Source organism: Neobacillus sp. CF12 (genome assembly GCF_030348765.1).
Classification (GTDB): domain Bacteria; phylum Bacillota; class Bacilli; order Bacillales; family Cytobacillaceae; genus Neobacillus.
Genome location: NZ_JAUCEU010000007.1, coordinates 2,883,877 through 2,907,752, shown reverse-complemented (window position 1 = coordinate 2,907,752; position 23,876 = coordinate 2,883,877). Strand labels below are relative to the sequence as shown.

Below are 23,876 nucleotides of genomic sequence, written 5' to 3'. Positions count from 1 at the left end.
GTGGGAATCAATTATTCCCGCTGCTTCTTTTATGAAATACTTAACATAAAACCGATATAGCCAGAAAGGATAAAGAGCAGACTCGATACTAATGCCAAAGCTTTTGGTGCTTTTTTAATAAAAGTTACTATGACTAACGCTAGAAAAAGAAAAGCGATTAGAAATAGGGTTATTGAAACAATCCCAGGGGAAAAGGTAATAGGAAAAGTTATTTCACCTGGATGGAAAAAGGAAAACAGCTTGGATGCACCACCAGCTCTAATCATTGAACTAAGTTCATGCGGGGGTGATACTTGTCCCAATGCACCTGTAATAGAAAAAACAACTAAAACAATAATGCTCTCCAACTTCGCCCATGGAAGAGGATTATAAGAAGGGTCATTTATGAGCCTCTTCCGAATTAAAAAGCTATTGATAAAGGCAAAAGCTAGTAATGGAAGAATGGCGATATGTTTGATTAATAATGTCTGGCCATAGGAAATCGCACTTATACTGACATAATCGTTCAGTTCCATATGAAAAGTCATCAAAGATATACCTGTAATGGTCGTTGTAACGAAACATAAAATGGCAACAGGCGAAAACCACTTCAAGAATTTCAGCCAATGATCATGGTTTTGTGAAAACCAGCTTACCACCATCAGGATGCCAACCCATGTTGTTATAGCCAAAAAGTGAGCGGTGTGAATAAGGAATCCCGCGAATTTGGATAAGGATGCTGCATGGCTGGACCAGCCAAGGGAAGTAACTAAGATTAATGTAAAAATGAGACCAGTCAACGAGAATAAAGGTTTTTGTTCAAGTTTAATGGGGATAAGATAGATGAACAATATCAACGAAATAATCCCCGTACTAATCCAGGTCTTACCAACTTCAAAATTGGTTAATACAGACGTAAGGGTGTAGCCAATACCCAGGTCCTCATATAAATATAGAACAATTTTTAATACTGGTAAAAATGAAAAGATAGCGATTCCCAATGCTGCACCTAAAAGCACACTTTTGGGAATCTTAATTTCAGGTCGTAAAGTTTTTGGTAAAAGACTTAGAATAAAGCTTCCTATTAATAAAGAAAAACAACTATAAAGTAATGCCTCACTTACTATCCCCGCAATAAACATCTAGATTTGTTTCCTCCTAAAAATCAACCAATAGCTTCCGAAGCCGAATATGATAATCAAACCAATAATAGCAGGTAGTACATAATTGATCGCTGATGGTTCCTTTGTAGCAGCTTCATTTGTTATTGTGACATGTTCTTTTATTACTGTTTCAGTATCTACTGAGGCAGTTTCTACTTCGGCAGTGACTTCTTGGGTTGGTGGTGTCGTATTTTTTTCCAAATGGGAATGGGCAAAGACATTTGCTCCAAATAAAAAGAACAATAACGTTGAGAGTAGAGTAATTTTATTTAACATCATTTTCAACTCCGATATATTGTTATCTGCTGTTCTTCATTCTACCACCATTCCTAGAATGTTATATCGAATTAAAGATATTGTTCACAATACGTTCAAAATTTAAAAGTAACTATTCCTACTGTGTATAACAAATTAACAAAGAAAATCCAAGATGAACGTGATATAAATCAATTTTTTAAATACAAAAGGGTGTTACACTTGGAGATATTCTTACTCAAGAGGAGATGAAAAAAGATGAGCAACTTTCAAATTGAAGGCAAAAAAGCCGTCATAGATATTCGCGAGAGAGTTTTAAAGGGCGAACATCCACGACGGGAAATAATAAATTTTGTAAAAGGTGCACCTGTGGGTACAATATTTGAAATTCATTTGCCGCATCGCGGCGAACCACTAGTGGCGACTTTACAATCTATGGGAATGAATGCAATTGTAAATGAAATCGAACAAGGTCATTTTCGACTTATGGCAATAAAACTGAATGAAGTTTAACCAAATTCAGATATCTCTTTTAGTTGGTCCATCTCCAGAATCTGTATCTTCCTTTGACACTCCATGTGAATAATATTTTGGGACATAAAAGTCAAAAGCTTTCTACTAACAGATTCTGGGGTTGTTCCAATTAAGCTAGCTAAATCCTTCTTTGTTATTGGCAGTATAAAAGGCTCATTTTTTATTTTCAATTTTTCGTGGAAAAGAAGAAGTGCCTTTGCCAGCCTTTGTTCCACTTCCATTAAACTAAGATTCCCCATTGATTCATCGGCTTCATATAGACGATCGTTCATAGCTACTAGGAAACGGAAAGCCATATCTGAGTTACCTTCCATCACTTTTAAGAAATCCTTTTTCTCAATTGAACAAAGCACTGTTTGTTGGACGGTTTCTGCATTTATATAATGTTTCTCATCTCTTAATAGCGAAAATAGTCCAAAGAAATCACCTGGAAATAGTAGTCGAACAATTTGTTCTTTGCCGTCCGCTGATGATTTAGTCAGCTTAATTAGACCTTCTTTAACGACAAATAAAGTACTAGAGCGCTCACCTTCTCTAAAAATATATTCTCCTTTTTGAGCCATCCGGCTATGCGTTACCTTCCGTAATTGCTTACTATCGTCCTCATTTAGTCCTTTAAAAACTGGAACAATTGCGAGGCAGGATGATTCATGAGAGCAATGTTTACAACACATTATTTAACCACTCCCTTTAAAGAATTCGTTACTATATAGTTTATCTTTCAGGAAGGGTCTTTGTAGTGATTCATATCAACCTTGATGTAAATCAAGTTATCAGGGCCGCCATTCATATAAACTAATCTAGAATCCATGATTGAGAGAGGGGATATTCAAAATGAGTATGATTCAGTTGTCTTTAAATGATGTTGCCTGCTCAGGGTGTATTGGTAAAATTAGAAAGAAAATAAAGAGATATAATGGCATTGAAATGGTAAGAATTTTACCAGGCAGTGGAAAAATGGAAATTAACTATAATGAAGCCATTATTGAATCGGAACAAATAAACTCCACCATCCATAAATTAGCTATACGAACATTTGATTAATATATTTATCCTCCCCGTTAAATAATAAACAAAACAGGGGGGATTCTTTTGGAGCAAAATCAGGATAGCAAATTTGAAGGTTCAATTCTGCCTATGACCTCAATTGGCAGTGGAATGGGTATCGCGGTTTTACCAGATGTATATTGTTATACGAATCAAATTGTCAATCTTGCTTTAGTGGGGAATGAGAATGAATTTGTGCTGGTCGATGCAGGTATGCCTAAGAATGCAGATGAAATTATTGAAATGATTGCGGATCACTTTGGAGAACATGCTCGACCAAGTGCTATTGTTTTGACGCATGGTCATTTTGATCATGTTGGTTCACTGGTCGGACTTCTAGAAAAGTGGCGGGTTCCGGTTTATGCCCATGAGTTGGAGATACCATTTTTAAACGGAAAAAAGGATTATCCACCTGGGGATCCAAGTGTCGACTCAGGACTTGTGGCTAAAATGTCCCCGATGTTTCCGAATCATGGGATTAATATAGGAGACCAAGTGGAGGCCTTACCACAAGACGGTTCGATCCCAAATATGCCTGGCTGGAAATGGATTCATACCCCTGGGCATACGCCTGGACATGTATCTTTTTTCCGTGAACAAGATCGTGCGCTTATAGTTGGGGATGCCTTTGTAACAGTTAAACAAGAATCGCTTTATAAAGTTTTAACACAAACGCAGGAAATTAGCGGACCCCCGAGATATTACACAACTGATTGGGAGGCTGCGTATGAATCTGTTAAGACACTAGAATCACTTAAGCCCGAAATAGCGGTAACCGGGCATGGTCTTCCGATGATGGGGAAAGAATTAAGCGAGAACCTAGGCTACTTAACAACAAACTTTAGAGAAATCGCCATGCCGAAAGAAAGTCGATATACGAATTAAAGCTAACCCATTCCATGCCTTGGAATGGGTTTTTTATGGACACAATTTACTAAATAGGTTAGTATCAGAGGCATGTATGGATATAATATGTAGAAATGAGATAAAAAAAGGAGTCAAATATGTTAAATACCTTAAGCCCTTTTTTACAAGAAAACTGGGAAAAGTCCGGATTTCAACAACCTACTTCCATTCAGGAAACAGCCATTCCTCTGATTCTTGAAGGAAAAGACATAATTGCAGAATCTCCAACAGGTACGGGCAAGACACTTGCTTATTTACTGCCATTATTAAATAAAATAGAACCTAATTCGCAGTCAATTCAGGCTGTGGTACTCGCTTCATCCCAAGAATTGGTTATGCAGGTTTATCAAGAATTTCAAAAGTGGTCAGAAGGCAGTGGAATTAGAGGAACCTCGATTATAGGCGGGGCTAACGTAAAACGTCAACTTGAAAAGTTGAAAAAACGTCCTCATGTTATTTTTGCTACACCAGGACGACTATTTGAATTAATCAAACAGAAAAAAGTAAAAATGCATGAAGTGAAGCTGGTTGTTTTGGACGAAGGAGATCAGTTGCTGATTCCGGAACATCTTAACACCGTGCAAAATATTGTAAAATCTACGATGGGTGACCGCCAAGTTGTTTTATTTTCAGCTACCATGAAAGCTGGGACGGAGAAAATGGCGAAGGAAATGACGAAGGAACCAGAAGTCATCCGTATAGAAAAGGATGAGCTAGCTTCATCTGGCGAAGTGGAACATATTTATTTTGTTGCGGAACCAAGGGATAAGATTAAGCTGCTTGAAAAAATTGTCCGCTTGGATGATATCAAAGCCCTTGCATTTATAAATGATATAGGCGAGATTGAAGTTTTCAAAGAAAAGTTCCATTTTAAAGAGCTATCAGCAGGAATATTACATAGTGATATGAAGAAGTTAGAACGGCAGGCAGAGCTTAAAGCGTTCCGTGATGGTAAGACAAAAATGCTGATTGCGACAGATGTAGCAGCACGTGGATTGGATATCCAGGGAGTCACTCATGTAGTACATGTAGATTTTCCTAAGGATATTGCCCAGTATGTGCACAGGGCGGGAAGAACCGGTAGAATGGGTGCTGATGGCATCGTTATTTCTTTGGTAACAGAACGAGAAGAAAGAGAATTGAAAACATATTGCCAAGAGTTAAAAGTTACGCCTAACAAGAGAATATTTTACAAAGGGCAAATTGCAGAGCCAGAACAAAAGGCTCGGCGTTAATAGGCAGTGAGGAATGATCCTCCTGCTTTTTTTCAATTGCCGAATTATTCTTTCTATAATAAAATTTATAAGAATAGGGGGCGAGTTATGGAAAATCCAAAATTAAGTAAATGGCTAAATGAATGGCTTGAGGAAGCAACTATCACGCAAATGCAGGAAAAGATGACGAGTGGAGAACTTACGTCAAAAGAACTTGTGATGATGTATTTACATAGAATATCGATTTATGATAAGAACATTCACTCTATACTTGAGGTAAATCCGGATGCCTTGCATATCGCTGCAGCTCTTGATACTGAACGGAAAGAAACGGGACCACGCAGTGCGTTGCATGGTATCCCGATTTTGATAAAAGATAATATAGATACAGCTGATAAAATGCATACTAGTGCAGGGTCTTTAGCGTTAAAGGATTCAATTGCGTTAAAAGATTCCTATGTGGCGGAACAACTGCGTAAAGCTGGAGCGGTAATCCTTGGTAAAACGAATATGACGGAGTGGGCGAACTTTATGGCTATTGGTATGAAAAGCGGCTATAGCTCACGCGGAGGACAGGTTTTAAATCCATATGGCCCTGGACAATTTGAAGTTGGTGGTTCTAGTTCAGGATCTGGGGCAGCTATTGCAGCCAATTTAGCACCAGCTGCGATTGGAACAGAAACTTCTGGGTCGATATTAAATCCATCCTGCCAAAACTCATTAGTTGGCATAAAACCGACAGTTGGTCTTATTAGCAGAAGGGGGATTATTCCGATTGCCCATACACAGGATACGGCAGGGCCAATGGCTCGGACTGTAAAGGAAGCGGTCCTTATCTTGAATGTTTTAACGGGAAGAGATGAGGAAGATCCAATTACCAGAACGAATCCACTAGCCATGAAAGACTTTACCGAACACCTACGTAAGGATGGACTCAAAGGAAAACGAATTGGTATTGCCATGGATGGATTCATCGACCAGTTAAGTGAAGAAAAGCAAAAGATTTTTCATGATGCTGTAGCCATTTTGGAAGCCGCTGGTGCTGAAGTTATAGAGCATATCGAAATTCCATCTGCCAAAGAAAAATGGTCTTACGATGTTTTAACGTATGAATTTAAATCAGATTTAAATGCGTATTTAAGCAACCTGCATCCTTCCATACCAACTAGAACGCTGGACGACATTATTCAATATAATAATGAAAATGAAGAAACAATGCTTAAGTATGGACAGGCAGTTTTAATTGAATCCGCTGCGACTAGTGGTTCTTTAACGGAAGCAGCATATGTTAAGGCTCTGGAGTTTGACCAATTTCATTCGACAGAGAGAGGAATTGATTATGCGCTAATTGAATATCGTTTAGATGGTATTCTTTTTCCGAGTGAAGAGGGTTCCTATATTAGTGGCAAGGCTGGTTATCCCTCCATTGCCGTTCCTGCTGGTTTTACCTCTGAAGGGGAACCAGTTGGAATTACATTTGCAGGAACCGCTTTTAGTGAACCTCAATTAATCGAAGCGGCATATGCTTTTGAACAATTAACAAAGTTCCGAAAACCGCCAGTTTTTGGGGTAGAATAACTTCACGTACTTTCACTCATACTATTTATGAATTTCTCTAAAAGGAGCTGATAGTATGGGAAGACAGAAACTCGGTAATGCCAATGCCCAGAGAAATAATAACCGTAAAAAGGGAATGAAAAACAGCGCTGAACTTGTTGAATTTTCAACAGGTGAAGAGTTAAAACGAAATCGTCCGCATGGTAAATAAAGTAAACGCCTCCTAGTTTGGAGGCGTTTTGTTTAATTTGTAGATATCTTATCTTTAAAAATCATGTATCACCAACATTTTTCAGTGGTTTTTTAGCAGGACCCTCTATTACATCCCCAGCATAGGAGAAGCGAGATCCATGACATGGGCAATCCCATGATTTTTCCGCATGGTTCCATTCACATTCACAGCCTAAATGGGTACAAGTGGTATCCACAATGTAAAGTTTTCCGTCCCTATCCTTATAGGCACCTGCACGTTTTCCATTATGCATGACAACAGAACCTTCATCATTTTTCAAATCCCCTGGATCCTTTGGTACAAACTCCAGCTTCCCTTTAATTAGATGTTTGGCCACGTCTGCATTGGTAGAAATAATAGACTTAATATCTGGATCGGCATCAAACCGAGATGGTGAATACAATTCTTTATATGGGTTATCACGATTTAAAACATAATCGGTTAGTATATTAGCCGCAAGTATTCCTGTGGTCATCCCCCATTTTTTATAGCCGGTTGCCACTAAAACATGTTCTTTATTTTGTGTAATTGGACCGATGTAAGGGACATTATCTAATGTAACTAAATCCTGAGCAGACCAGCGGTAATGGTACTCAGACAAATCAAACACTTCTTTAGCAAAAGTCTCGAGCGCAAGATAATGGTTGAGTGTATCGATTCCCTGTCCTGTTTTATGGTTTTCACCGCCTAAAATAAGGAGATTACTTCCATCTAAAGGTGTATAGCGAATCGAACGACTCGGACTGTCTGCGCTAATATACATCCCACCCGGATATTCCATGTCCGTCTTAATGGCAATCGCGTAGGATCTATCAGCGTACATTCTTGCAAAATAGAGGCCAGGTTTATCGTAAAAAGGAAAATGAGAAGCAATGATTACATGCCTGCTGGTAACTTGGTGTCCATCCTTTGTAATAACCTTTGGCTGTGACGAATCATCATCCTCTATGCTATCAGCAACCGTATTTTCATAAAAAGAACAGCCAGCATTAACGGCTTCATCAAGGAGTCCCTTTAAAAACTTCAGTGGGTGATATTGGGCCTGATTTCGCATTAGTATAGCAGATTTTATTTCGATATCAAACGGTATATTACCTACTAAACCGCCCTCGATTCCAAGTCTTTGATAGGCAGCCCATTCTGTTTCTATTTTCTGAGCATATTCATCTGAATTCGCATAAACATAAGCGTCCTGTTTGCTAAAATCACAATCTATTCCTTTTTCGTTCATAGTCGCTTCAACAAATTGAATGGCACTGGAGGCAGAATCATAGTAAAGCTTAGCTTTTTCCTCACCAAAATGGTTAATAAGTTCATCATAAATCAGTCCATGCTGTGCTGTGAGTTTAGCGGTGGTATGTCCAGTTGTGCCATTTAATACGCCTCCAGCCTCAATGACGGCGACCTTTACCCCTTCCTTTGCAAGTAAATAAGCAGCCGTAATACCTGTTATTCCGGCTCCGACAATCGCAACATCTACTGTTATATCTTCATTTAATTTTTCAAAGGTTGGTAATTCTATTTCACGCCAGTATGTTCGCGGAAATTGATGGGTATTATCAGTTGAACTCATTGGTTTACCTCCAGTAATATAATCATAGGTTTAATTTTTCCAAATTTAGTGAAAATCATGTGATGTTTCCTTATTTTAAAAAATATTATTCGGAAATAAATTTAGATTGACGAAAGATAACAGGATTGATATTTTTTAATATAATAACAATTTTGATAATTAAGAAGAGGGTGCCGATATGGGGAAGAGGTTCGAGACAGAAGTTTTACATGGTGTTAAGAAAAAGAATAATAAAATCGCTAGTAAAGTTACACCAATTTATCAGACTTCTGCATTTTCCTTTAAAGATCTAGATGAACTTGAGGGATTTTATCATGGAAATGGACAATACCTTTATTCGCGGGTGGGGAATCCGAATACAGATGAACTTGGTGAGGCGGTTGCAAGACTCGAAGGTGCTCCAGCAGGTGTAGCCTCTTCTTCGGGATTGTCAGCGATATTAGCGGGAGTTTTAGCGGTTGTGAAAAACGGAGACCATATTATTGCTGCTGATGATTTATATGGCGGCAGCTTTCATATGCTAAAAGAAGAATTAAATCAATTTGGGATTGAAACAACCTTTGTTTCCTTTAAGAATCTTAATGACGTAGAAAAGGAAATTAAAGAAAATACAAAATTACTTTACACAGAATCTATTACCAATCCATTGTTACGGGTGGAAGATATTAAAGGTGTAGTGAAACTTGCCCATAGGCATCAATTAAATACATTGGTTGATAATACCTTTGCAACTCCCTATCATTGTCAGCCATATCCACTGGGAATTGATTTAGTGGTTCATAGTGCAACCAAGTACATTGGGGGTCATAGTGATGTAACGATTGGTGTTCTCACTGGAAGAGAGGATTTAGTTGCCAGTGCCAGCGCCAAAATCGTAAATCTAGGTACAAATGTAAGTCCGTTTGAGGCATGGCTGACTTGCCGTGGTTTAAAAACTTTAGCACTTAGAATGAAAGCACAGTCTAGTAATGCAAAAAAGTTAGCAGAGGCCTTATCACATAATCGCTTTGTTGAAAAAGTCTATTATCCATTTGAACAAGAGGAAGATGGCTTTGGTGCAATGGTAACCATTGAGTTAGCGAAAACAGTTGATACAAATCAGTTTTTTCGCTCATTATCCTGGATTAAAATTGCTCCAACACTTGCTGGAGTCGAAACGACAGTTTCACATCCATTAACGACTTCTCACAGATCTCTTCCACCAGAAGTTTGTAAAGCATTAGGGATTACAAAAGAGGTTGTACGAATTTCAGTTGGAATCGAACATGCCGATGATATTATTGCACAATTTGAACAGGCGATTGAAAAATCTCTATAAAAGATAAAAGAACCTTGGATTCCAGGGTTCTTTTGTTTTTTATTCTATTAATCGATTTCCTTCTTTATCGGATCAATGCGGGTGGAGTCTTCAGAGTTAAGTGTTCCTTTTAAAAAATAAACCATCGTACCTCCAACAAAACCAAGACAAATGATAAACCCAATGGCAGTAATCCACCATTCAGCCATTCAAATCCCCCCTTTTTTAATGTTTATGCGTAAAGGGGGGACTTTTTTCCTCTAAACTATTTCTTCTTTTCTAAATCAGCGTAATAATCTACTTTTTTGATATTAACTCCCACAAATGTTTCAAGGATGGATTGTCCGCCTGCAATTGAGAAAATCAAGATAATGACAAACGTTACCCGTGGAAACAGTAAATAACCGCCTCCTAAAAATATGGCACTCCAAACTCCAGCACACCAATAACACTTCAGTAAATACCCAAACATGCCTTTCGGGACTTCCTTTGTTTCGATTCCGTGATTGGTTTCTACTTTAACTTTCTTCATAAATGGTCTGCGAATAAATTCAGTAATTTTATCGAAAACAATTAAATGGGTTAAACGATAACTTGCCAAAATTAACATGACATAGGTTATCCATGAAATGTCTTTCACACTTTTTCCTCCGAACTTTATATGAAAAATTTTATTTTTGACACTCTGTATATTTTGAACCTGAAATCAAAAATATATATCGAGGAGGCGAAAAAATGAAAAAGTCATTTTGGTTTAGTTTCATGTTTTTACTATCACTTATAGGTATTCCAAGTGTTTCATTTGCACAGCAAATTTACACGGTACAGCCTGGTGATTCACTATGGAAAATCGCAGTTCGTTACCAAGTTGGCATCTCTGAAATCATCTCAGCGAATCCGCAATTTAAAAATCCTAACATGATTTATCCGGGAGATAAGGTGACAATTCCAAACTTTGATGCAACGAAAAGCATTGAAAGCCAAGTTGTCCAACTAACCAATCAAGAACGGGCAAAGCATGGATTAAGGGCTTTGACACAAGATTGGGAACTTTCTAGGGTAGCTCGCTATAAGTCGGTGGACATGAGGGATAAAAACTATTTCAGCCACACTAGTCCTACTTATGGCAGTCCTTTTACCATGATGAAGAATTTCGGAATTTCATACCGTGCAGCTGCCGAAAATATTGCTGCAGGGCAAACAACACCGCAAGAAGTGGTACAGGCTTGGATGAACAGCCCAGGTCATCGAGCAAATATATTAAGCGCAAATTATACGTATATAGGTGTTGGATACGCGAAAGGCGGATCGCAAAGACATTATTGGACACAAATGTTTATCTCTAAATAAACCAGAAAAGGGTCAGCTCCTCCACAAGGGGCTGACCCTTTCTACGTCTCAAGACCGATATGAAAATAAAGCGCAGGTTCGTTATGAGAAATCTAGTTACGAGGTAAGATGATATCAAGATAAAGAAAGGAGGAAAAAACAAAATGAAAAAGTTTGGTTTACTACTTGCTGGTGGAATAGCAGCCATCATTTTACTTTCAACCATAGGTCCGATGATAGGCTTACTAGTTGGTCTTGCTGCCTTGTATTTCATTTTTAAACAGTTCTTAAAGGCTGAATCAACCGGAGGCAAGATTGCCCTGGGGATTATCGGATTTTTTGTCCTAATGGCCTCTATCCATAATGCACCAGCTATTATTGGTGTTCTTGCAGTTTATGTACTTTATCTTGTTTATAAAAACTGGAATAACAGCAGCAAAAATAGTGTTGTAAAAGAGGATTCTGACCCGTTTGTAAATTTTGAAAAACAATGGAATGAATTAAACAAAAATTAATCTAAGGAGAGATAAACAATGACAAACCTATTAACAAGAATTAAAGATACGATTATGGCGGATTTACATGCAGCTGTCGATCAAAAGGAAAAGAAAAATCCCATCGCTTTGCTTAACCAATATCTTCGTCAATGTGAACAAGAGACAGAAAAGGTAAGAAAGCTTTTAGAACGTCAGTACGCGTTGAAAGATGAATTTACGAGAGAATATTCTCAAGCGGTTGAATTGGCAGAAAAAAGAAAGTATCAGGCAGAAGTTGCTTCGAAAGCAGTAGAAATGGAACTTTATGAGTTTGCATCAGCAGAACATCAGCAATACTCAAACCGTGCCCAGCGCCTAGGAGCATCACTTGAGGAAGTGAAAGGTCAATTAGGGGAATTAGAAAGAAAATATGAGGAAATGAAACATAAGCTAAAAGATATGCAAATCCGCCGCTTGGAATTAATGGGACGTGAGAATGTTACACGTGCGAATCATCGAATGAATCAGGTACTTGACTCAAATACTGATATCAATAAAGCAGATTCTCGCTTTCAGGAAATTGACAATTACTTAGATCGTTTAGAGCACCAAGTGAAGAGTTCTTATTACCGCGATACCATTGATGCAAAAATTGCTCAATTAGAAAAAGAAATGAAATTGGAAGAAAGCAAGTCCATTTAATAACCAAAACATGGTATTCTATAAAGGTGCACAATGGCTGCACCTTTTGGCCTACAATTTAAACAGAAAATAGAAAGGGAGGTAGCCAGATGTTAAAAAATGCAAAGAATGATTATACAGGATGGCTAGTCATCATTGGGGTTGTCGTTCTACTGCTAGAAATTCTATTTTTCAACAGTGGTCTTATCTTCTCCCTTGTATTTTCTGGCGGACTGATCTATCTAGGCAGAAGAAAAACAGGGAAAAAGAGTGGGAAAGTTTTTTTCCTGGCAGGAATTATTTTTCTTTTAATCAGTGTGTTTAGTATGATGACCTTTAAGTTTTTGTTGCTGGCGATACTTTTGCACTTTATTATTCAATATTCTAACTCAAAAAAGAATCCCAATAAGATAACACTAGATATAAAAGAATCAGAACAGGTTCAACAGGAAGAGACGCTGGTTAAGACCAAACCGCTCTTTGAAAATATATTTTTCGGACAGCAAAAGACACCTAGCAGTGTGTATGAATGGAACGACATTAATATCCAATCTGGAATTGGTGATACCATAATTGACCTAAGTTATACGGTATTACCTAAGGGTGAAACGATCATCTTTATTCGCAATGTGATTGGAAATATCCAGATCCAGGTCCCTTATGAGATTGAGGTAAGTGTTCACCACTCCTGTGTTATTGGTTCGACAACTGTTTTTGAAAATTTTCAATCACAGGTTTTTAACCAAGCATTCCATCTTAAAACGGCAGATTATGATCAGGCAGAGCAAAAGGTAAAAATCTTTACATCCTTGTTGGTAGGGAATTTAGAGGTGAGCCGGATATGAGCACCATCCAAAGGCAGATTATTTGGAATATCGGGTTTTCAATCATCATTGCTCTTGTTGTGGCGGGTGCCTTTATCATTGTTTTTCCAATTTCAGATTGGTCCGAATTATGGAATCGGCATTTTATGGATATCCCCTTTGTTATTTTTATACCATCATTTAGTATTGCGATTGGGATTCTTTTGGGCATTGTTACAGGTATATTTTGGAGAAGACAGTTTCAGTCGGTTGAACATTCCTTACATCAGTTAGAGCAAGGAAAACAAATTGGATTAAATGAAAAGCAATCAATACCAGAAATGCAAGGGATTGCGGATCAAATTGATAAGATCGGCAGGCAAATTTCTGAACAAGCCAAGCTTTCACAACGATTGGCTACAGAAAAAGTTGAAGACCAAGAAGCAAGAATACAAGAAATTATTGAACAGGAACGAAACCGTCTTGCCCGTGAGTTACATGATTCAGTCAGTCAGCAATTATTTGCGGCATCCATGATGATGTCTGCCATCAATACAACAAAACAAAGTACGAATGAGGAAGATAGGGAAGCGAAACAGTTGAAAATGGTTGAAGAGATGATTCATCAATCACAACTTGAAATGCGTGCCCTGCTTCTTCATTTGCGTCCAGTTGCCTTAAAAAATAAAACTCTCCAAGAAGGAATTGAAGAGTTATTAATCGAATTATCACAGAAGGTAACAATGGAAATTAAATGGAAGGTAGAAGCGTTTCCACTTGATAAGGGGATAGAAGACCATCTTTTCCGCATCCTCCAAGAATCGGTATCAAACACGCTTCGCCATTCAAAGGCGAATAAACTTGAAGTTTTATTGATAAAGCGGGATGAAATTGTCATATTAAGAATTGTTGATGATGGAGTTGGCTTTGAAGTCGATAACATGAAGGCTGGCTCCTATGGCATGCAGAATATGCATGAGCGGGCGCTTGAGGTTGGTGGCACGTTAAAAGTGATTAGTGTACAGAGTAAGGGTACAAGGCTTGAAGTAAAGGTACCTGTTATGATAAATGGAGATGGTGAAAATGATTAGAGTAGTTTTTGTCGATGATCATGAGATGGTGAGAATTGGAGTTTCTGCTTATTTATCAGCACAGCCAGATATTGAGGTTGTCGGAGAGGCTGCTGATGGAAAAAAAGGTGTGGAACTGGCACTTGAGCTTCGGCCCGATATTATATTAATGGATTTAGTGATGAAAGAAATGGACGGGATTGAAGCTACCAAGCAAATTATTGAAAAATGGCCAGAAGCTAAAGTAATCATTGTCACCAGCTTTTTAGATGATGAAAAGGTTTACCCTGCACTAGAAGCAGGTGCTACCAGCTATATGTTAAAAACTTCAAAAGCTGATGAAATTGCGAATGCTGTCCGCGCTACATACCATGGCCAGTCGGTGCTTGAGCCTGAGGTCACAGGCAAAATGATGGTTAAAATGCGCCAGAAACATCAACAATTACCACATGAAGAACTTACCACCCGCGAAATGGAAATTTTAATGTTAATGGCAGAAGGAAAAACAAATCAAGACATAGCGGATGATCTATATATCGCCTTAAAAACAGTCAAAACCCATGTAAGCAATATACTAAGCAAACTAAACGTACAAGACCGAACCCAGGCAGTCATCTATGCATTCAAACATGCATTAATAAAATAAAACTGAAAAAGGACTGAAGATGTCCTTTTTTTGATGGGCTGTGTTACTAATACATTATTGAATGTTGATTGGAGCGGAAGGCACGAAGACTCTCGAAAATGCTATCGCATTTTCTTCGTGCGTGGGCAAATTCGGGGAAGTAAGTAATTCAATGTCCTGCAGGAGTACGGAGCAGGGGAGACCCCGCTTATCTCTTAGCGCCGAGGAGGCTTCCCGCAACGCCTGCGGAAAGCGAAGTGCCTCGTGACAGGCAAAGAACGCCTGTCCCTGCGGTGATTATTCTAAGAAGCCTTCCTTAGTGGAGCGCAAACCAACATTCGCCTTTAATTTTACACAGCCGCGAAAAATTTCCCTACTAATCTTAGAACTTGTCTCATAGGTTTATAAAAGTGAGATTGTTTTAAAGGGGAGTTTTCGAATGGCTATCTTTTACAAAGGAATATTATTTTTAGCCCTCTCAGCTTTTCTAGGAGAAGGCGTTGAATTTTTAGTTAATTTAATACTTGCGAAAGAATTGGGCAAGCATGGGCTGGGTTTATACATGTCAATACTCCCATCCATTTATTTACTCGTTCTGTTATCAAGCTTTGAATTGCCGGTGTCAATTTCAAAATTTGTTGCTGAAAAAGAGGAAAAGTTCCATCGAAATATCCTTTATCATGCTATTACAATCACGATTATTTTTACTTGTATCCTATTAGTGGTTGCGATGGCTCTAATTCCGTTTATATCTGTATTCAATGGATACCACCCCTATACACGTTGGCTTATTATCCTGTTAGTCCCCGTTATATCCTTTACCTCTGTAGCAAGAGGTTATTTTATGGGCAGGCACCAGATGGGAAAAATCGCCATTGCCAATTTCTTAAGGAAATCTGTCCAACTCGTATTATTGTTTGTTTTATTTCGTTTCTTTCAATTTGACTCAGAAGCCGCTGTATTAATTGCGATTGCCTCTTTTATCGGCAGTGAAATTGCCGTGTTTCTATACTTATGCTACACATTAATCATTCAATTTCAGCAGCTAAAACGAATGCCCTTTTCCAATTTAAATCGTAAGGCAGTCCGAAAAAATTTAATGGCCGTCTCGGTACCAACAACAGGATTGCGATTATTCTCCGCACTGACAGGTGCGATCCAACCCTTTTTAATTAAGGCAGCGCTCGTTCGGTCTGGACTATCAGAAACGATTGCTACGGAACATTTTGGCATGCTAATGGGGGTTGCCGTTTCAATTGGGTTTTTTCCAGCGTTTATTGCCCATTCCTTAATGACAGTCTTAATACCTGCTGTCTCAAAAACATATTCCAATAGAGATTACTCAACACTTCAAAAAATGCTTTCGCAGGTAATGATGCTTACCTTTCTTTATGGGGTACCAGCAGTGGTCGTTTTCTATATTTTTGCACCGCAGCTTACGTCCATTTTCTTTGAATCATCAATTGCCGCTGTTTATTTACAAATGTTATGGCCATTCTTTTTGTTCCACTTCTTTGTTATGCCGATGCAAGCATTTTTAATAGGTTTAGGTCTCATAAAGGAAACCTTTATTCATGCCATTTGGTCCACAATCGTGTCCTTTGCTATTATCATTTTCCTTGCGGCACGTCCTGAATGGAGGATGGAAGGTGTGATTATCTCCATGAACACCGGATCCGTTTTATTAGCGCTCATGCATTATTTAAGCATCTGTAAAAAAATCGGTGTCTCTATTTTTATGAAGGGGCTCATTGAAGAAAAATAACGAAGAAAAATAGATGTCAACTGTAGGGGTTAGTAATTACTATTCCGTCTATTAGTATAAGAAGTGTTAAAAGGAAAGAAGGTTCGAAACACATGCGGGATAGAATACCGGATTCATTTGAAGAAATAGTGAAAGAACATGGGAAAGCCATTTTTAACTATATTTTTTCTTTAGTCAGCCAAAAAGAACTTACAGAGGACTTATATCAGGAGGTTCTGGTATCTGCCTATTTGGCTGTTCATACCATTAAAGAACCCGCCAGATTAAAAGGCTGGTTGTTTACGATAGCGAGGAATAAGTGTCGGGATTATTGGCGAAAAGAAAACAAAAGAAAACAGTTTTGGAGAGAAGAAGTTTACTCCTATACTTCATCTGTAGAAGAACCTCCTCTACCAGAAGAAGAAGTTCTCCATAAATATTCGCTAGAAAAAATGACTCAAAGTGTCATGACGTTACCAGAAATATACCAATCTGCAATCATTTTATATTACTTTAAAGATCTTACTTTAATTGAGATATCAAAAAGAAAGAACATCCCCATTTCTACAGTGAAAACAAGAATGAAAAGGGGAAAGGAGCACCTTAAACCAAAGCTCCAATCTTTTGCATAACAAAAAGCCGGGAAAGAATGATTCCCGGCTTCTAATATTAGTCTTTGGATGAAAGAATACCAAAGATTCGTAAAATACTTATGAACAAGTTAATAAAGTCTAAATATAGGTTTAACGCCATTAATGGAACCTCTTCAGCACTTACACCATAATGCTTCATACGATTGAAATCAAATAATACATAACCACTAAAAACTAAAACTCCGATGAAGGAGAAGGCTAACATAGCTGTAGAACTTAACGGCATGAAAATGTGCCAAATCGAGATTGCGACTAATGCGAGTAGGGCTGCAAGTAGGAATCCTCCTAAAAAGGAGAAATTACGTTTTGATTTAGTAGCATATATTGCTACACCCGTAAATACGACAGTGGTGCTCGCGAAAGCCATCATGACCACATTTGCTCCCGCAGTCATTGCATAATACGATACAATTGGATATAAGGTAATCCCTGAAATAAATGTGAAGACATACAGGAACGTATAAGAAATAGCTTTCCTACGTCTAAAGAAAAGTGCAATCATCAGTAAAACAAATTCTAGTATTGCTAATGGTAAAAATAATGCAGGTGGTACAAATGTACCTGCCATGGTTCCAACAAAGGCAATGGCCAGTGAAAGAGCAAACGTCCTAATAACAGAAGGTAAAAATTCAGTAGATGTTTGTGTATACAATTTTATTCACCTCAAGAAGAATATTTATAGTTAGAATATACGTAGAAATGGTCAAGATGTTTCATTTATCTAGAAAAATCTTTTTCTGTTTTTAATAAATCTCTGATTTCAGCTAAAAGTTCTTCTTTCTTATCTATTTCAACTACCACTTTCACTTCTTCCTCTTTCTTTTTGAAACGGGAAATGAATCTTATGAATAAAAATATTGAAAATGCAATGATTAAGAAATCAATGATCGACTGGAGAAATACCCCATATCTTACTGAGCCAAATGCCATCTCAGCAACACTAACCCTTCCAACTAGCATGGCAATGATTGGCATAATGATATCATTCACAAGGGAAGTTACAATTTTCCCAAATGCGCCACCTATGATTACCCCGACAGCAAGATCTATTACATTTCCTCTCATAGCAAACTTCTTAAATTCATTTAACAAAATAATAACCTCCGAATTTTCATAATTAGTAAAGAGCAGCCTCTCAATAAGGCTGCTCCATTCATTATACTATTTAAAAAGCCCAATTACCTTTTCTAAATACTGGTTCTGTTTTTCCATCAGCAGTTATGCCGTCAATATCCATTTCATCCGAGCCGATCATGAAATCAACATGAGTAATACTATCGTTGAGACCATTTTCTTTTAGTTCTTCTGGGGACATTTTCTTTCCGCCTTCAATACAGAATGCGTAAGCGCTTCCGATTGCTAAGTGGTTTGAAGCATTTTCATCAAACAAAGTATTATAGAATAGAACGTTAGATTGCGAAATTGGTGAATTGAAAGGAACTAGAGCTACTTCACCAAGATAATGTGAGCCTTCATCCGTTTCAACTAAGCGCTTTAGGAACTCTTCTCCTTCTGCCGCTTTATAGTCGACGATTCTTCCGTTTTCAAACGTAACAGAGAAATTGTCAATAATGTTTCCGCCGTAGCTTAATGGCTTTGTACTAGCGACTGTCCCATTAACACCTTCACGATGAGGAACAGTGAAGACTTCTTCCGTTGGCATATTAGCCATGAATTCAAAACCATTTTCATTTACACTGCCAGCTCCAACCCAAATATGGTTATGCGGGAGTTCAATGGTTAAGTCCGTTCCTGGTGCTGTATAGTGAAGTTTTTGATAGCGTTTTTCATTTAAGTAGCTTACCTTTTCATGCAAGGTTTCATCATGCTTTTTCCATGCTTCCACTGGATTATCTGTATTAACACGAACTGCTTTAAAGATAGCGTCCCAAAGTAATGAAACTTGTTGAGCGCTTGGTGCGTCAGGGAAAACCTTCGCAGCCCAAGCAGGGGAAGGAGCAGCAATAACAGTCCAGCTAATTTTATCAGACTGTGCGGCTTGACGGTATTTAGCCAACGCTGTGCCAGCAGCTTTTTGGAAGTTGGAAATGCGTTCAGGATTTACCCCTTTTAATAAATCAGGGCTGGAGGAAACAATTGCCATAAATGCAGCACCTTGATCAACTAAATCTTCCATTTCTTTTGCACGCCAAACAGGGTATGTAGTAAAGGCATCATCTGGAGCTAAATCGTATTTTGTTCTAGATACCACATCGTCAGTCCAGTTAACGATAACGTTATCTGCACCAACTTCATAGGCACTTTTCACAACTAGTCGGACAAATTCTACTGCATCTATGGTCGTATTAACTACCAAAGTTTGACCCTTTTGAATATTAACACCAACCTTAACGGCTAACTCAGCATATTTTTCAAGATTTTTTTGAAAATCATTCATTTTTTAGTCTCCTTTTTCAGAATCTTCCTTATTTATTTTAGCCTTTTTAATGTAAAAAAGAAACTGATAACAGTAAAAAGGCAGTGAGCCCTAAATAGGCAAAAAAATAAGCAGGGATGTGACTCTCTACTCTAATTTGCTGCCATATACTTTTATATTAAAATAAACACCCGCAGAAAAAATGACTAAAAATGTTATAATACCGGACCATGAAGTGGGGGACATAAATTGGGACAATTCCATTAATACCACCATCCTTATATTAGAAAACAATTACAACTTAATTATAATAGTAAAGTACCAAAATGTGAACAATTTAGTACAATTTATTGACATTTTTTTGAAAGAAAAAAAGGACCCTAGCTAGGATCCAATGCTGTTTTCTTTTCAAAGGAATAAAACATAAGCCAATACAAACCTGCACTTGCAAGGGCAAGAAGACAAAGAACAAAAAATGTCCATTCATATCCGATCAAAACAGTCAATGGGATTGATAATGGAGCGATTGTCCGACTGATTGTGAATCGCAGGCTGGCAGCAGCAAAATATTGTCCTCGCATATGCTCAGGTGCAAGTTTCGAAACAAAGCTTTGTTGAATTCCAGCCCCCATTAGTTCTGCAAAGGTAAAGACAGCCATCGCGATGATAAATCCCCAAATCCAATGAGTCTGACTAAAAAGTACAATAGAGATTGCATATATGACAGAGGAAAACACAAATACATTTCGTTCTTTATATCTACTCATCCATTTCGTAATCACAACCGTTAGTAATGCAACAAGGAAGCCATTCTCTGCGAGCACAATTCCAAACGCTTGCTCACCTTTAACGGTAAATGACCAATCCCCAATTGAAAACAGAGTTTGAAGATCAATCACATCTTTCATATAAACAGGAAATAATAAATCCAATTGCATAAACGTTTGCCCTGCTAAGACACCTGCAATGATAAATAGAAGAAAGGTTTTATCTTTTATGATTAATGTGTAGTCCTTCAATTGATTTTGTATGAAATAGTACCATTTACGATCAGCTTCCAAGGGATCGACTTTTTGTATAGGTGCTGTTTCTCTAGTCCATTTTGCTAATATTAAACCAAGTAAAATACAAACAATACCAGCAAAGAGTAATGTTTCAAAACGATAGTTCAGATAAAAAATAGCCCCTAAAATAGGACCAATTACCACGGCGATATTAATGGAAGTGTAGAATATGGCAAATACACTGCTTCTATCTTTTTCCTCGACAACATCTGCCACCATTGCTTGACTAGCAGGCCAATAAAACGAACCGAAAACGCCAGCAATTGCAAAAGCAATAAATCCCATCCAAGGTGACTGAAGCCAGGGGGAACTAGCGAAAGCAAAAGCAAGGAAAGAAAGTCCTTGTCCAATAGCTGAGAGGACCATCATTCGTTTCCTCCCAAAACGGTCAGCACAGTATCCACCCATTAAGTTGGCAATAACTGAAAAAATCTGTGAAAATACCAATAATAAACCAGCTTTGCTTTTTCCGAATTCGTCTGCGAAATAGATTGTCAAAAACGGAAAGAACATCCAAAAGGTAATGTTCATCATGGCTTCACTAAATAAGCGAACCTTTAAATTCGGATCCCAATCTCTAATCCTCATGAAGTACCTCCAGATCCAATATGTATGATAGCCTTTACATCATACTATCCTCAAATAGAAAATTACAAGAAAAAAGATAGGTCAGTGAATGTAGATATCCGGTGTTTAGTCCTGACCTTTCAAAGTTTGTTTTTCGTAATGCTATTTAAGTCAACCAAGTTATAATATGCTATATTATTATTTAATGGTTTACTGAAAGGATGTTAATAAATGAAAAAAAGTGTAGTTATAGCTGAAAAACCCTCTGTTGCACGAGATATAGCACGAGTTCTGAATTGTAATAAAAAAGGAAACGGTTTTTTAGAAGGTGATAAGTATATTATTACATGGGCACTAGGACATTTAGTTACCCTTGCAGATCCAGAGGTGTATGACGATAAATATAAATCCTGGAAAATAGAAGATTTGCCGATGTTACCTAATGAGCTAAAGCTTGTGGTTATTAAGCAAAGTAGTAAGCAGTTTCATGCTGTAAAAAGCCAATTACAACGCACGGATGTTGGGGAGATTGTTATTGCAACAGATAGTGGTCGTGAAGGGGAATTAGTTGCAAGATGGATACTTGTTAAGGCAAAGGTTAATAAACCTACAAAACGCTTATGGATATCTTCCGTTACCGATAAAGCAATTAAAGACGGCTTTGCCAACCTGAAGCCGGGAAAAGCGTATGAAAATTTATATGCATCTGCTGTTGCGCGGTCAGAAGCAGATTGGTATATAGGTCTGAATGCAACCCGTGCATTAACAACCCGTTTTAATGCCCAGCTAAACTGCGGCCGGGTTCAAACTCCAACGGTAGCAATCATTGCAGCTCGGGAGGATGAAATAAAAAACTTTAAATCTCAAACGTATTACGGAATCGAAGCACAAACTTCAGATAATTTAAAATTGACTTGGCAGGATGCAAAAGGAAATAGCCGAAGCTTTGATAAAGAGAAAGTCGACGGTGTTGTGAAAAAACTTGGCAAACAAAACGCTATTGTAAAAGAAATTGAGAAAAAGCAGAAGAAATCTTTTTCTCCTGGGCTTTATGATTTAACCGAATTACAGCGCGATGCGAACAAGATCTTTGGTTATTCTGCAAAGGAAACGTTAAATATTATGCAAAAGCTCTACGAGCAGCATAAAGTCTTAACTTATCCTCGTACAGACTCTCGTTACCTTTCATCAGATATTGTAGGAACGCTTCCAGAACGCTTGAGAGCATGTGGCGTAGGTGAGTACCGTCCGTTAACCAATAAGATCTTAAGCAAACCGATAAAAGTATCAAAAGCATTTGTAGATGACAGCAAAGTTTCAGATCACCATGCGATTATTCCAACAGAAGGGTATGTAAACTTCTCAGCCTTTACAGATAAAGAGCGGAAAATTTATGACTTGGTGGTAAAACGGTTCTTAGCCGTGCTATTCCCGGCATTTGAGTATGAGCAATTAACTCTTCGTGCAAAAATCGGTGAGGAGAACTTTGTTGCAAGGGGAAAAACGATTTTATCGAGTGGATGGAAAGAGGTATACGAGAATAGCTTTGAAGACGAGGAAACAGCTGACGACCTAAAGGAACAAATCTTACCTCGCATCGAAAAAGGCATTACCCTAAACGTGAAACTGATTGCTCAAACATCTGGTCAAACCACCCCGCCTGCCCGCTTTAATGAGGCAACATTACTGTCGGCAATGGAAAACCCAGTGAAGTATATGGAAACAAATAATAAAGAGCTTGCAGAAACATTAAAATCTACTGGTGGATTAGGTACTGTGGCGACACGGGCTGATATTATTGAAAAGCTGTTCAATTCATTTTTACTTGAAAAGCGCGGAAAAGACATTCACCTTACTTCTAAAGGGCGCCAATTGTTAGATTTGGTTCCTGAGGAACTAAAATCTCCTACATTGACTGCTGAATGGGAGCAGAAGCTTGATCAAATTGCCCATGGGAAGTTGAAAAAGGAAGTCTTTATCAGTGAAATGAAAAAATATACAAAAGAAATTGTTGCTGAAATTAAAACAAGTAATAAAAAGTATAAGCACGACAATATCTCAACAAAAAATTGTCCGGACTGTGGAAAACCAATGCTTGAGGTAAATGGGAAAAAGGGTAAAATGCTTGTATGCCAAGACCGTGAATGTGGACATCGAAAAAATGTTTCGCGAGTTACAAATGCCCGCTGCCCGCAATGCCGTAAAAAACTTGAACTTCGCGGTGAAGGAGAAGGCCAAGTCTTTGCATGTAAATGCGGATATCGTGAAAAATTATCTGCGTTTGAAGCACGCCGCAAAAAAGAATCTGGTGGTAAAGTAGATAAACGTACCGTGCAAAAGTATTTGAATAACCAAAACAAGGAAGAAGAGCCACTAAACACAGCTTTGGCAGATGCTTTAAAGAAGTTAAATCTAAAATAAAGTTTTTCTGGTAAATTTTATAGTCTAACTGCAGCGCCTAGGAAAAAATGAACTGTTTTTTTCTTAGGCGCTTTTACTTTTCTTTATTATTGTGCTAAAGTGATATTGTACTAAAATTCTGACAATTCTATTGACAATCAAGCTTTTAATCACATACAATAATTATTGAAATAATAATTTTTGAATGGAATGATAATCGATGAGGCATTCACTAACAAAATTACATGAACAAATGTTTATAAAAGAGGCTGGACTCCAAATCTAATCTGATATGGAATCCAGCCTCTTTCTTTATTCAATTAAAGTGGT

Annotated in this window: 26 protein-coding genes; 16 read left to right on the top strand and 10 right to left on the bottom strand. The window is 37.9% G+C overall.

The annotated features are described in order from the left end of the window. Window positions 1-29: 29 nt before the first annotated feature. On the bottom strand, window positions 30-1,121 hold the full coding sequence (locus QUG14_RS13765) for a copper resistance D family protein (RefSeq protein ID WP_289341105.1): 1,092 nt from the start codon (window positions 1,119-1,121) through the stop codon (window positions 30-32). Continuing rightward, window positions 1,122-1,418: a hypothetical protein gene (locus QUG14_RS13760; protein WP_289341103.1), complete on the bottom strand. Its 297-nt coding sequence runs from the start codon at window positions 1,416-1,418 to the stop codon at window positions 1,122-1,124. Window positions 1,419-1,655: 237 nt separating this feature from the next. Here QUG14_RS13760 and QUG14_RS13755 point away from each other — a divergent pair, with 237 nt between their 5' ends. After that, window positions 1,656-1,910, top strand: a complete 255-nt coding sequence (locus tag QUG14_RS13755) for an amino acid decarboxylase (RefSeq protein WP_289341102.1) — start codon at window positions 1,656-1,658, stop codon at window positions 1,908-1,910. Here the strand turns inward: QUG14_RS13755 and QUG14_RS13750 are convergent. Beyond that, on the bottom strand, window positions 1,907-2,605 hold the full coding sequence (locus QUG14_RS13750; RefSeq protein ID WP_289341101.1) for a Crp/Fnr family transcriptional regulator: 699 nt from the start codon (window positions 2,603-2,605) through the stop codon (window positions 1,907-1,909). The two genes, QUG14_RS13755 and QUG14_RS13750, sit on opposite strands and share 4 nt — an antisense overlap. 160 nt (window positions 2,606-2,765) lie before the next feature. Here QUG14_RS13750 and QUG14_RS13745 point away from each other — a divergent pair, with 160 nt between their 5' ends. From QUG14_RS13745 to QUG14_RS13725, 5 genes are all read left to right on the top strand, one after another. Further along, complete coding sequence (locus QUG14_RS13745) at window positions 2,766-2,975, top strand: heavy-metal-associated domain-containing protein (RefSeq protein WP_289341100.1); 210 nt, start codon at window positions 2,766-2,768, stop codon at window positions 2,973-2,975. A 93-nt stretch (window positions 2,976-3,068) separates the two neighbouring features. After that, window positions 3,069-3,863 (top strand): MBL fold metallo-hydrolase, encoded by a 795-nt coding sequence (locus QUG14_RS13740; protein ID WP_289344143.1) that lies wholly within the window; start codon window positions 3,069-3,071, stop codon window positions 3,861-3,863. Between the two features lie 119 nt (window positions 3,864-3,982). Beyond that, window positions 3,983-5,119: a DEAD/DEAH box helicase gene (locus tag QUG14_RS13735; protein ID WP_289341099.1), complete on the top strand. Its 1,137-nt coding sequence runs from the start codon at window positions 3,983-3,985 to the stop codon at window positions 5,117-5,119. Between the two features lie 87 nt (window positions 5,120-5,206). Then, window positions 5,207-6,676 carry an amidase family protein gene (locus tag QUG14_RS13730; RefSeq protein ID WP_289341098.1) on the top strand — a complete coding sequence of 490 codons (1,470 nt, stop codon included), beginning with the start codon at window positions 5,207-5,209 and terminating at the stop codon, window positions 6,674-6,676. 55 nt (window positions 6,677-6,731) lie between these two features. Beyond that, window positions 6,732-6,866 (top strand): hypothetical protein, encoded by a 135-nt coding sequence (locus QUG14_RS13725; RefSeq protein WP_289341097.1) that lies wholly within the window; start codon window positions 6,732-6,734, stop codon window positions 6,864-6,866. Window positions 6,867-6,927: 61 nt separating this feature from the next. On the opposite strand, the gene QUG14_RS13720 is transcribed toward QUG14_RS13725, so the two are convergent. After that, window positions 6,928-8,460 (bottom strand): FAD-dependent oxidoreductase, encoded by a 1,533-nt coding sequence (locus QUG14_RS13720; RefSeq protein ID WP_289341096.1) that lies wholly within the window; start codon window positions 8,458-8,460, stop codon window positions 6,928-6,930. 178 nt (window positions 8,461-8,638) lie between these two features. Between QUG14_RS13720 and QUG14_RS13715 the strand changes: the two genes are divergently transcribed. Beyond that, window positions 8,639-9,778 carry a trans-sulfuration enzyme family protein gene (locus QUG14_RS13715; protein WP_289341095.1) on the top strand — a complete coding sequence of 380 codons (1,140 nt, stop codon included), beginning with the start codon at window positions 8,639-8,641 and terminating at the stop codon, window positions 9,776-9,778. Window positions 9,779-9,825: 47 nt separating this feature from the next. On the opposite strand, the gene QUG14_RS13710 is transcribed toward QUG14_RS13715, so the two are convergent. Together QUG14_RS13710 and QUG14_RS13705 are read right to left on the bottom strand one after the other, a co-directional pair. After that, window positions 9,826-9,966, bottom strand: a complete 141-nt coding sequence (locus QUG14_RS13710) for a hypothetical protein (protein ID WP_289341094.1) — start codon at window positions 9,964-9,966, stop codon at window positions 9,826-9,828. Window positions 9,967-10,022: 56 nt separating this feature from the next. Continuing rightward, window positions 10,023-10,397 (bottom strand): DUF1360 domain-containing protein, encoded by a 375-nt coding sequence (locus QUG14_RS13705; RefSeq protein ID WP_289341093.1) that lies wholly within the window; start codon window positions 10,395-10,397, stop codon window positions 10,023-10,025. A gap of 95 nt (window positions 10,398-10,492) precedes the next feature. Here QUG14_RS13705 and safA point away from each other — a divergent pair, with 95 nt between their 5' ends. The 8 genes from safA (at window position 10,493) to QUG14_RS13665 (ending at window position 17,117) form a co-directional block, all read left to right on the top strand. Continuing rightward, window positions 10,493-11,107 carry a SafA/ExsA family spore coat assembly protein gene (safA, locus tag QUG14_RS13700; RefSeq protein ID WP_289341092.1) on the top strand — a complete coding sequence of 205 codons (615 nt, stop codon included), beginning with the start codon at window positions 10,493-10,495 and terminating at the stop codon, window positions 11,105-11,107. A 143-nt stretch (window positions 11,108-11,250) separates the two neighbouring features. Beyond that, a complete protein-coding gene (locus QUG14_RS13695) occupies window positions 11,251-11,601 on the top strand; it encodes a lmo0954 family membrane protein (RefSeq protein WP_289341091.1) in 351 nt (116 codons plus the stop codon). Window positions 11,602-11,619: 18 nt separating this feature from the next. Continuing rightward, entirely contained in the window at window positions 11,620-12,264 is a 645-nt protein-coding gene (locus QUG14_RS13690; RefSeq protein ID WP_289341090.1) for a PspA/IM30 family protein, read from the top strand. Window positions 12,265-12,353: 89 nt separating this feature from the next. Continuing rightward, entirely contained in the window at window positions 12,354-13,088 is a 735-nt protein-coding gene (liaF, locus tag QUG14_RS13685) for a cell wall-active antibiotics response protein LiaF (protein WP_289341089.1), read from the top strand. Beyond that, complete coding sequence (locus tag QUG14_RS13680) at window positions 13,085-14,137, top strand: sensor histidine kinase (protein ID WP_289341088.1); 1,053 nt, start codon at window positions 13,085-13,087, stop codon at window positions 14,135-14,137. The genes liaF and QUG14_RS13680 overlap by 4 nt, the downstream gene beginning before the upstream one ends. Beyond that, the gene (locus QUG14_RS13675; RefSeq protein ID WP_289341087.1) at window positions 14,130-14,762 is read left to right on the top strand and encodes a response regulator transcription factor; all 633 of its coding nucleotides are present in this window, start codon (window positions 14,130-14,132) and stop codon (window positions 14,760-14,762) included. The genes QUG14_RS13680 and QUG14_RS13675 overlap by 8 nt, the downstream gene beginning before the upstream one ends. A gap of 418 nt (window positions 14,763-15,180) precedes the next feature. Beyond that, window positions 15,181-16,506 carry an oligosaccharide flippase family protein gene (locus QUG14_RS13670; RefSeq protein WP_289341086.1) on the top strand — a complete coding sequence of 442 codons (1,326 nt, stop codon included), beginning with the start codon at window positions 15,181-15,183 and terminating at the stop codon, window positions 16,504-16,506. 92 nt (window positions 16,507-16,598) lie between these two features. Continuing rightward, on the top strand, window positions 16,599-17,117 hold the full coding sequence (locus QUG14_RS13665) for an RNA polymerase sigma factor (RefSeq protein WP_289341085.1): 519 nt from the start codon (window positions 16,599-16,601) through the stop codon (window positions 17,115-17,117). Between the two features lie 37 nt (window positions 17,118-17,154). Here the strand turns inward: QUG14_RS13665 and QUG14_RS13660 are convergent, their stop codons facing one another. The 4 genes from QUG14_RS13660 to QUG14_RS13645 form a co-directional block, all read right to left on the bottom strand. Next, window positions 17,155-17,790: a Bax inhibitor-1/YccA family protein gene (locus QUG14_RS13660; RefSeq protein ID WP_289341084.1), complete on the bottom strand. Its 636-nt coding sequence runs from the start codon at window positions 17,788-17,790 to the stop codon at window positions 17,155-17,157. Between the two features lie 65 nt (window positions 17,791-17,855). Then, window positions 17,856-18,230, bottom strand: coding sequence for a large conductance mechanosensitive channel protein MscL (mscL, locus tag QUG14_RS13655; RefSeq protein WP_289341083.1), 375 nt, complete (start codon window positions 18,228-18,230; stop codon window positions 17,856-17,858). A 73-nt stretch (window positions 18,231-18,303) separates the two neighbouring features. After that, window positions 18,304-19,536: an aminopeptidase gene (locus QUG14_RS13650; RefSeq protein ID WP_289341082.1), complete on the bottom strand. Its 1,233-nt coding sequence runs from the start codon at window positions 19,534-19,536 to the stop codon at window positions 18,304-18,306. A 359-nt stretch (window positions 19,537-19,895) separates the two neighbouring features. Next, window positions 19,896-21,167, bottom strand: a complete 1,272-nt coding sequence (locus QUG14_RS13645) for an MDR family MFS transporter (protein WP_289341081.1) — start codon at window positions 21,165-21,167, stop codon at window positions 19,896-19,898. A 210-nt stretch (window positions 21,168-21,377) separates the two neighbouring features. Between QUG14_RS13645 and QUG14_RS13640 the strand changes: the two genes are divergently transcribed. Continuing rightward, entirely contained in the window at window positions 21,378-23,567 is a 2,190-nt protein-coding gene (locus QUG14_RS13640; protein WP_289341080.1) for a DNA topoisomerase III, read from the top strand. Window positions 23,568-23,876 lie beyond the last annotated feature (309 nt).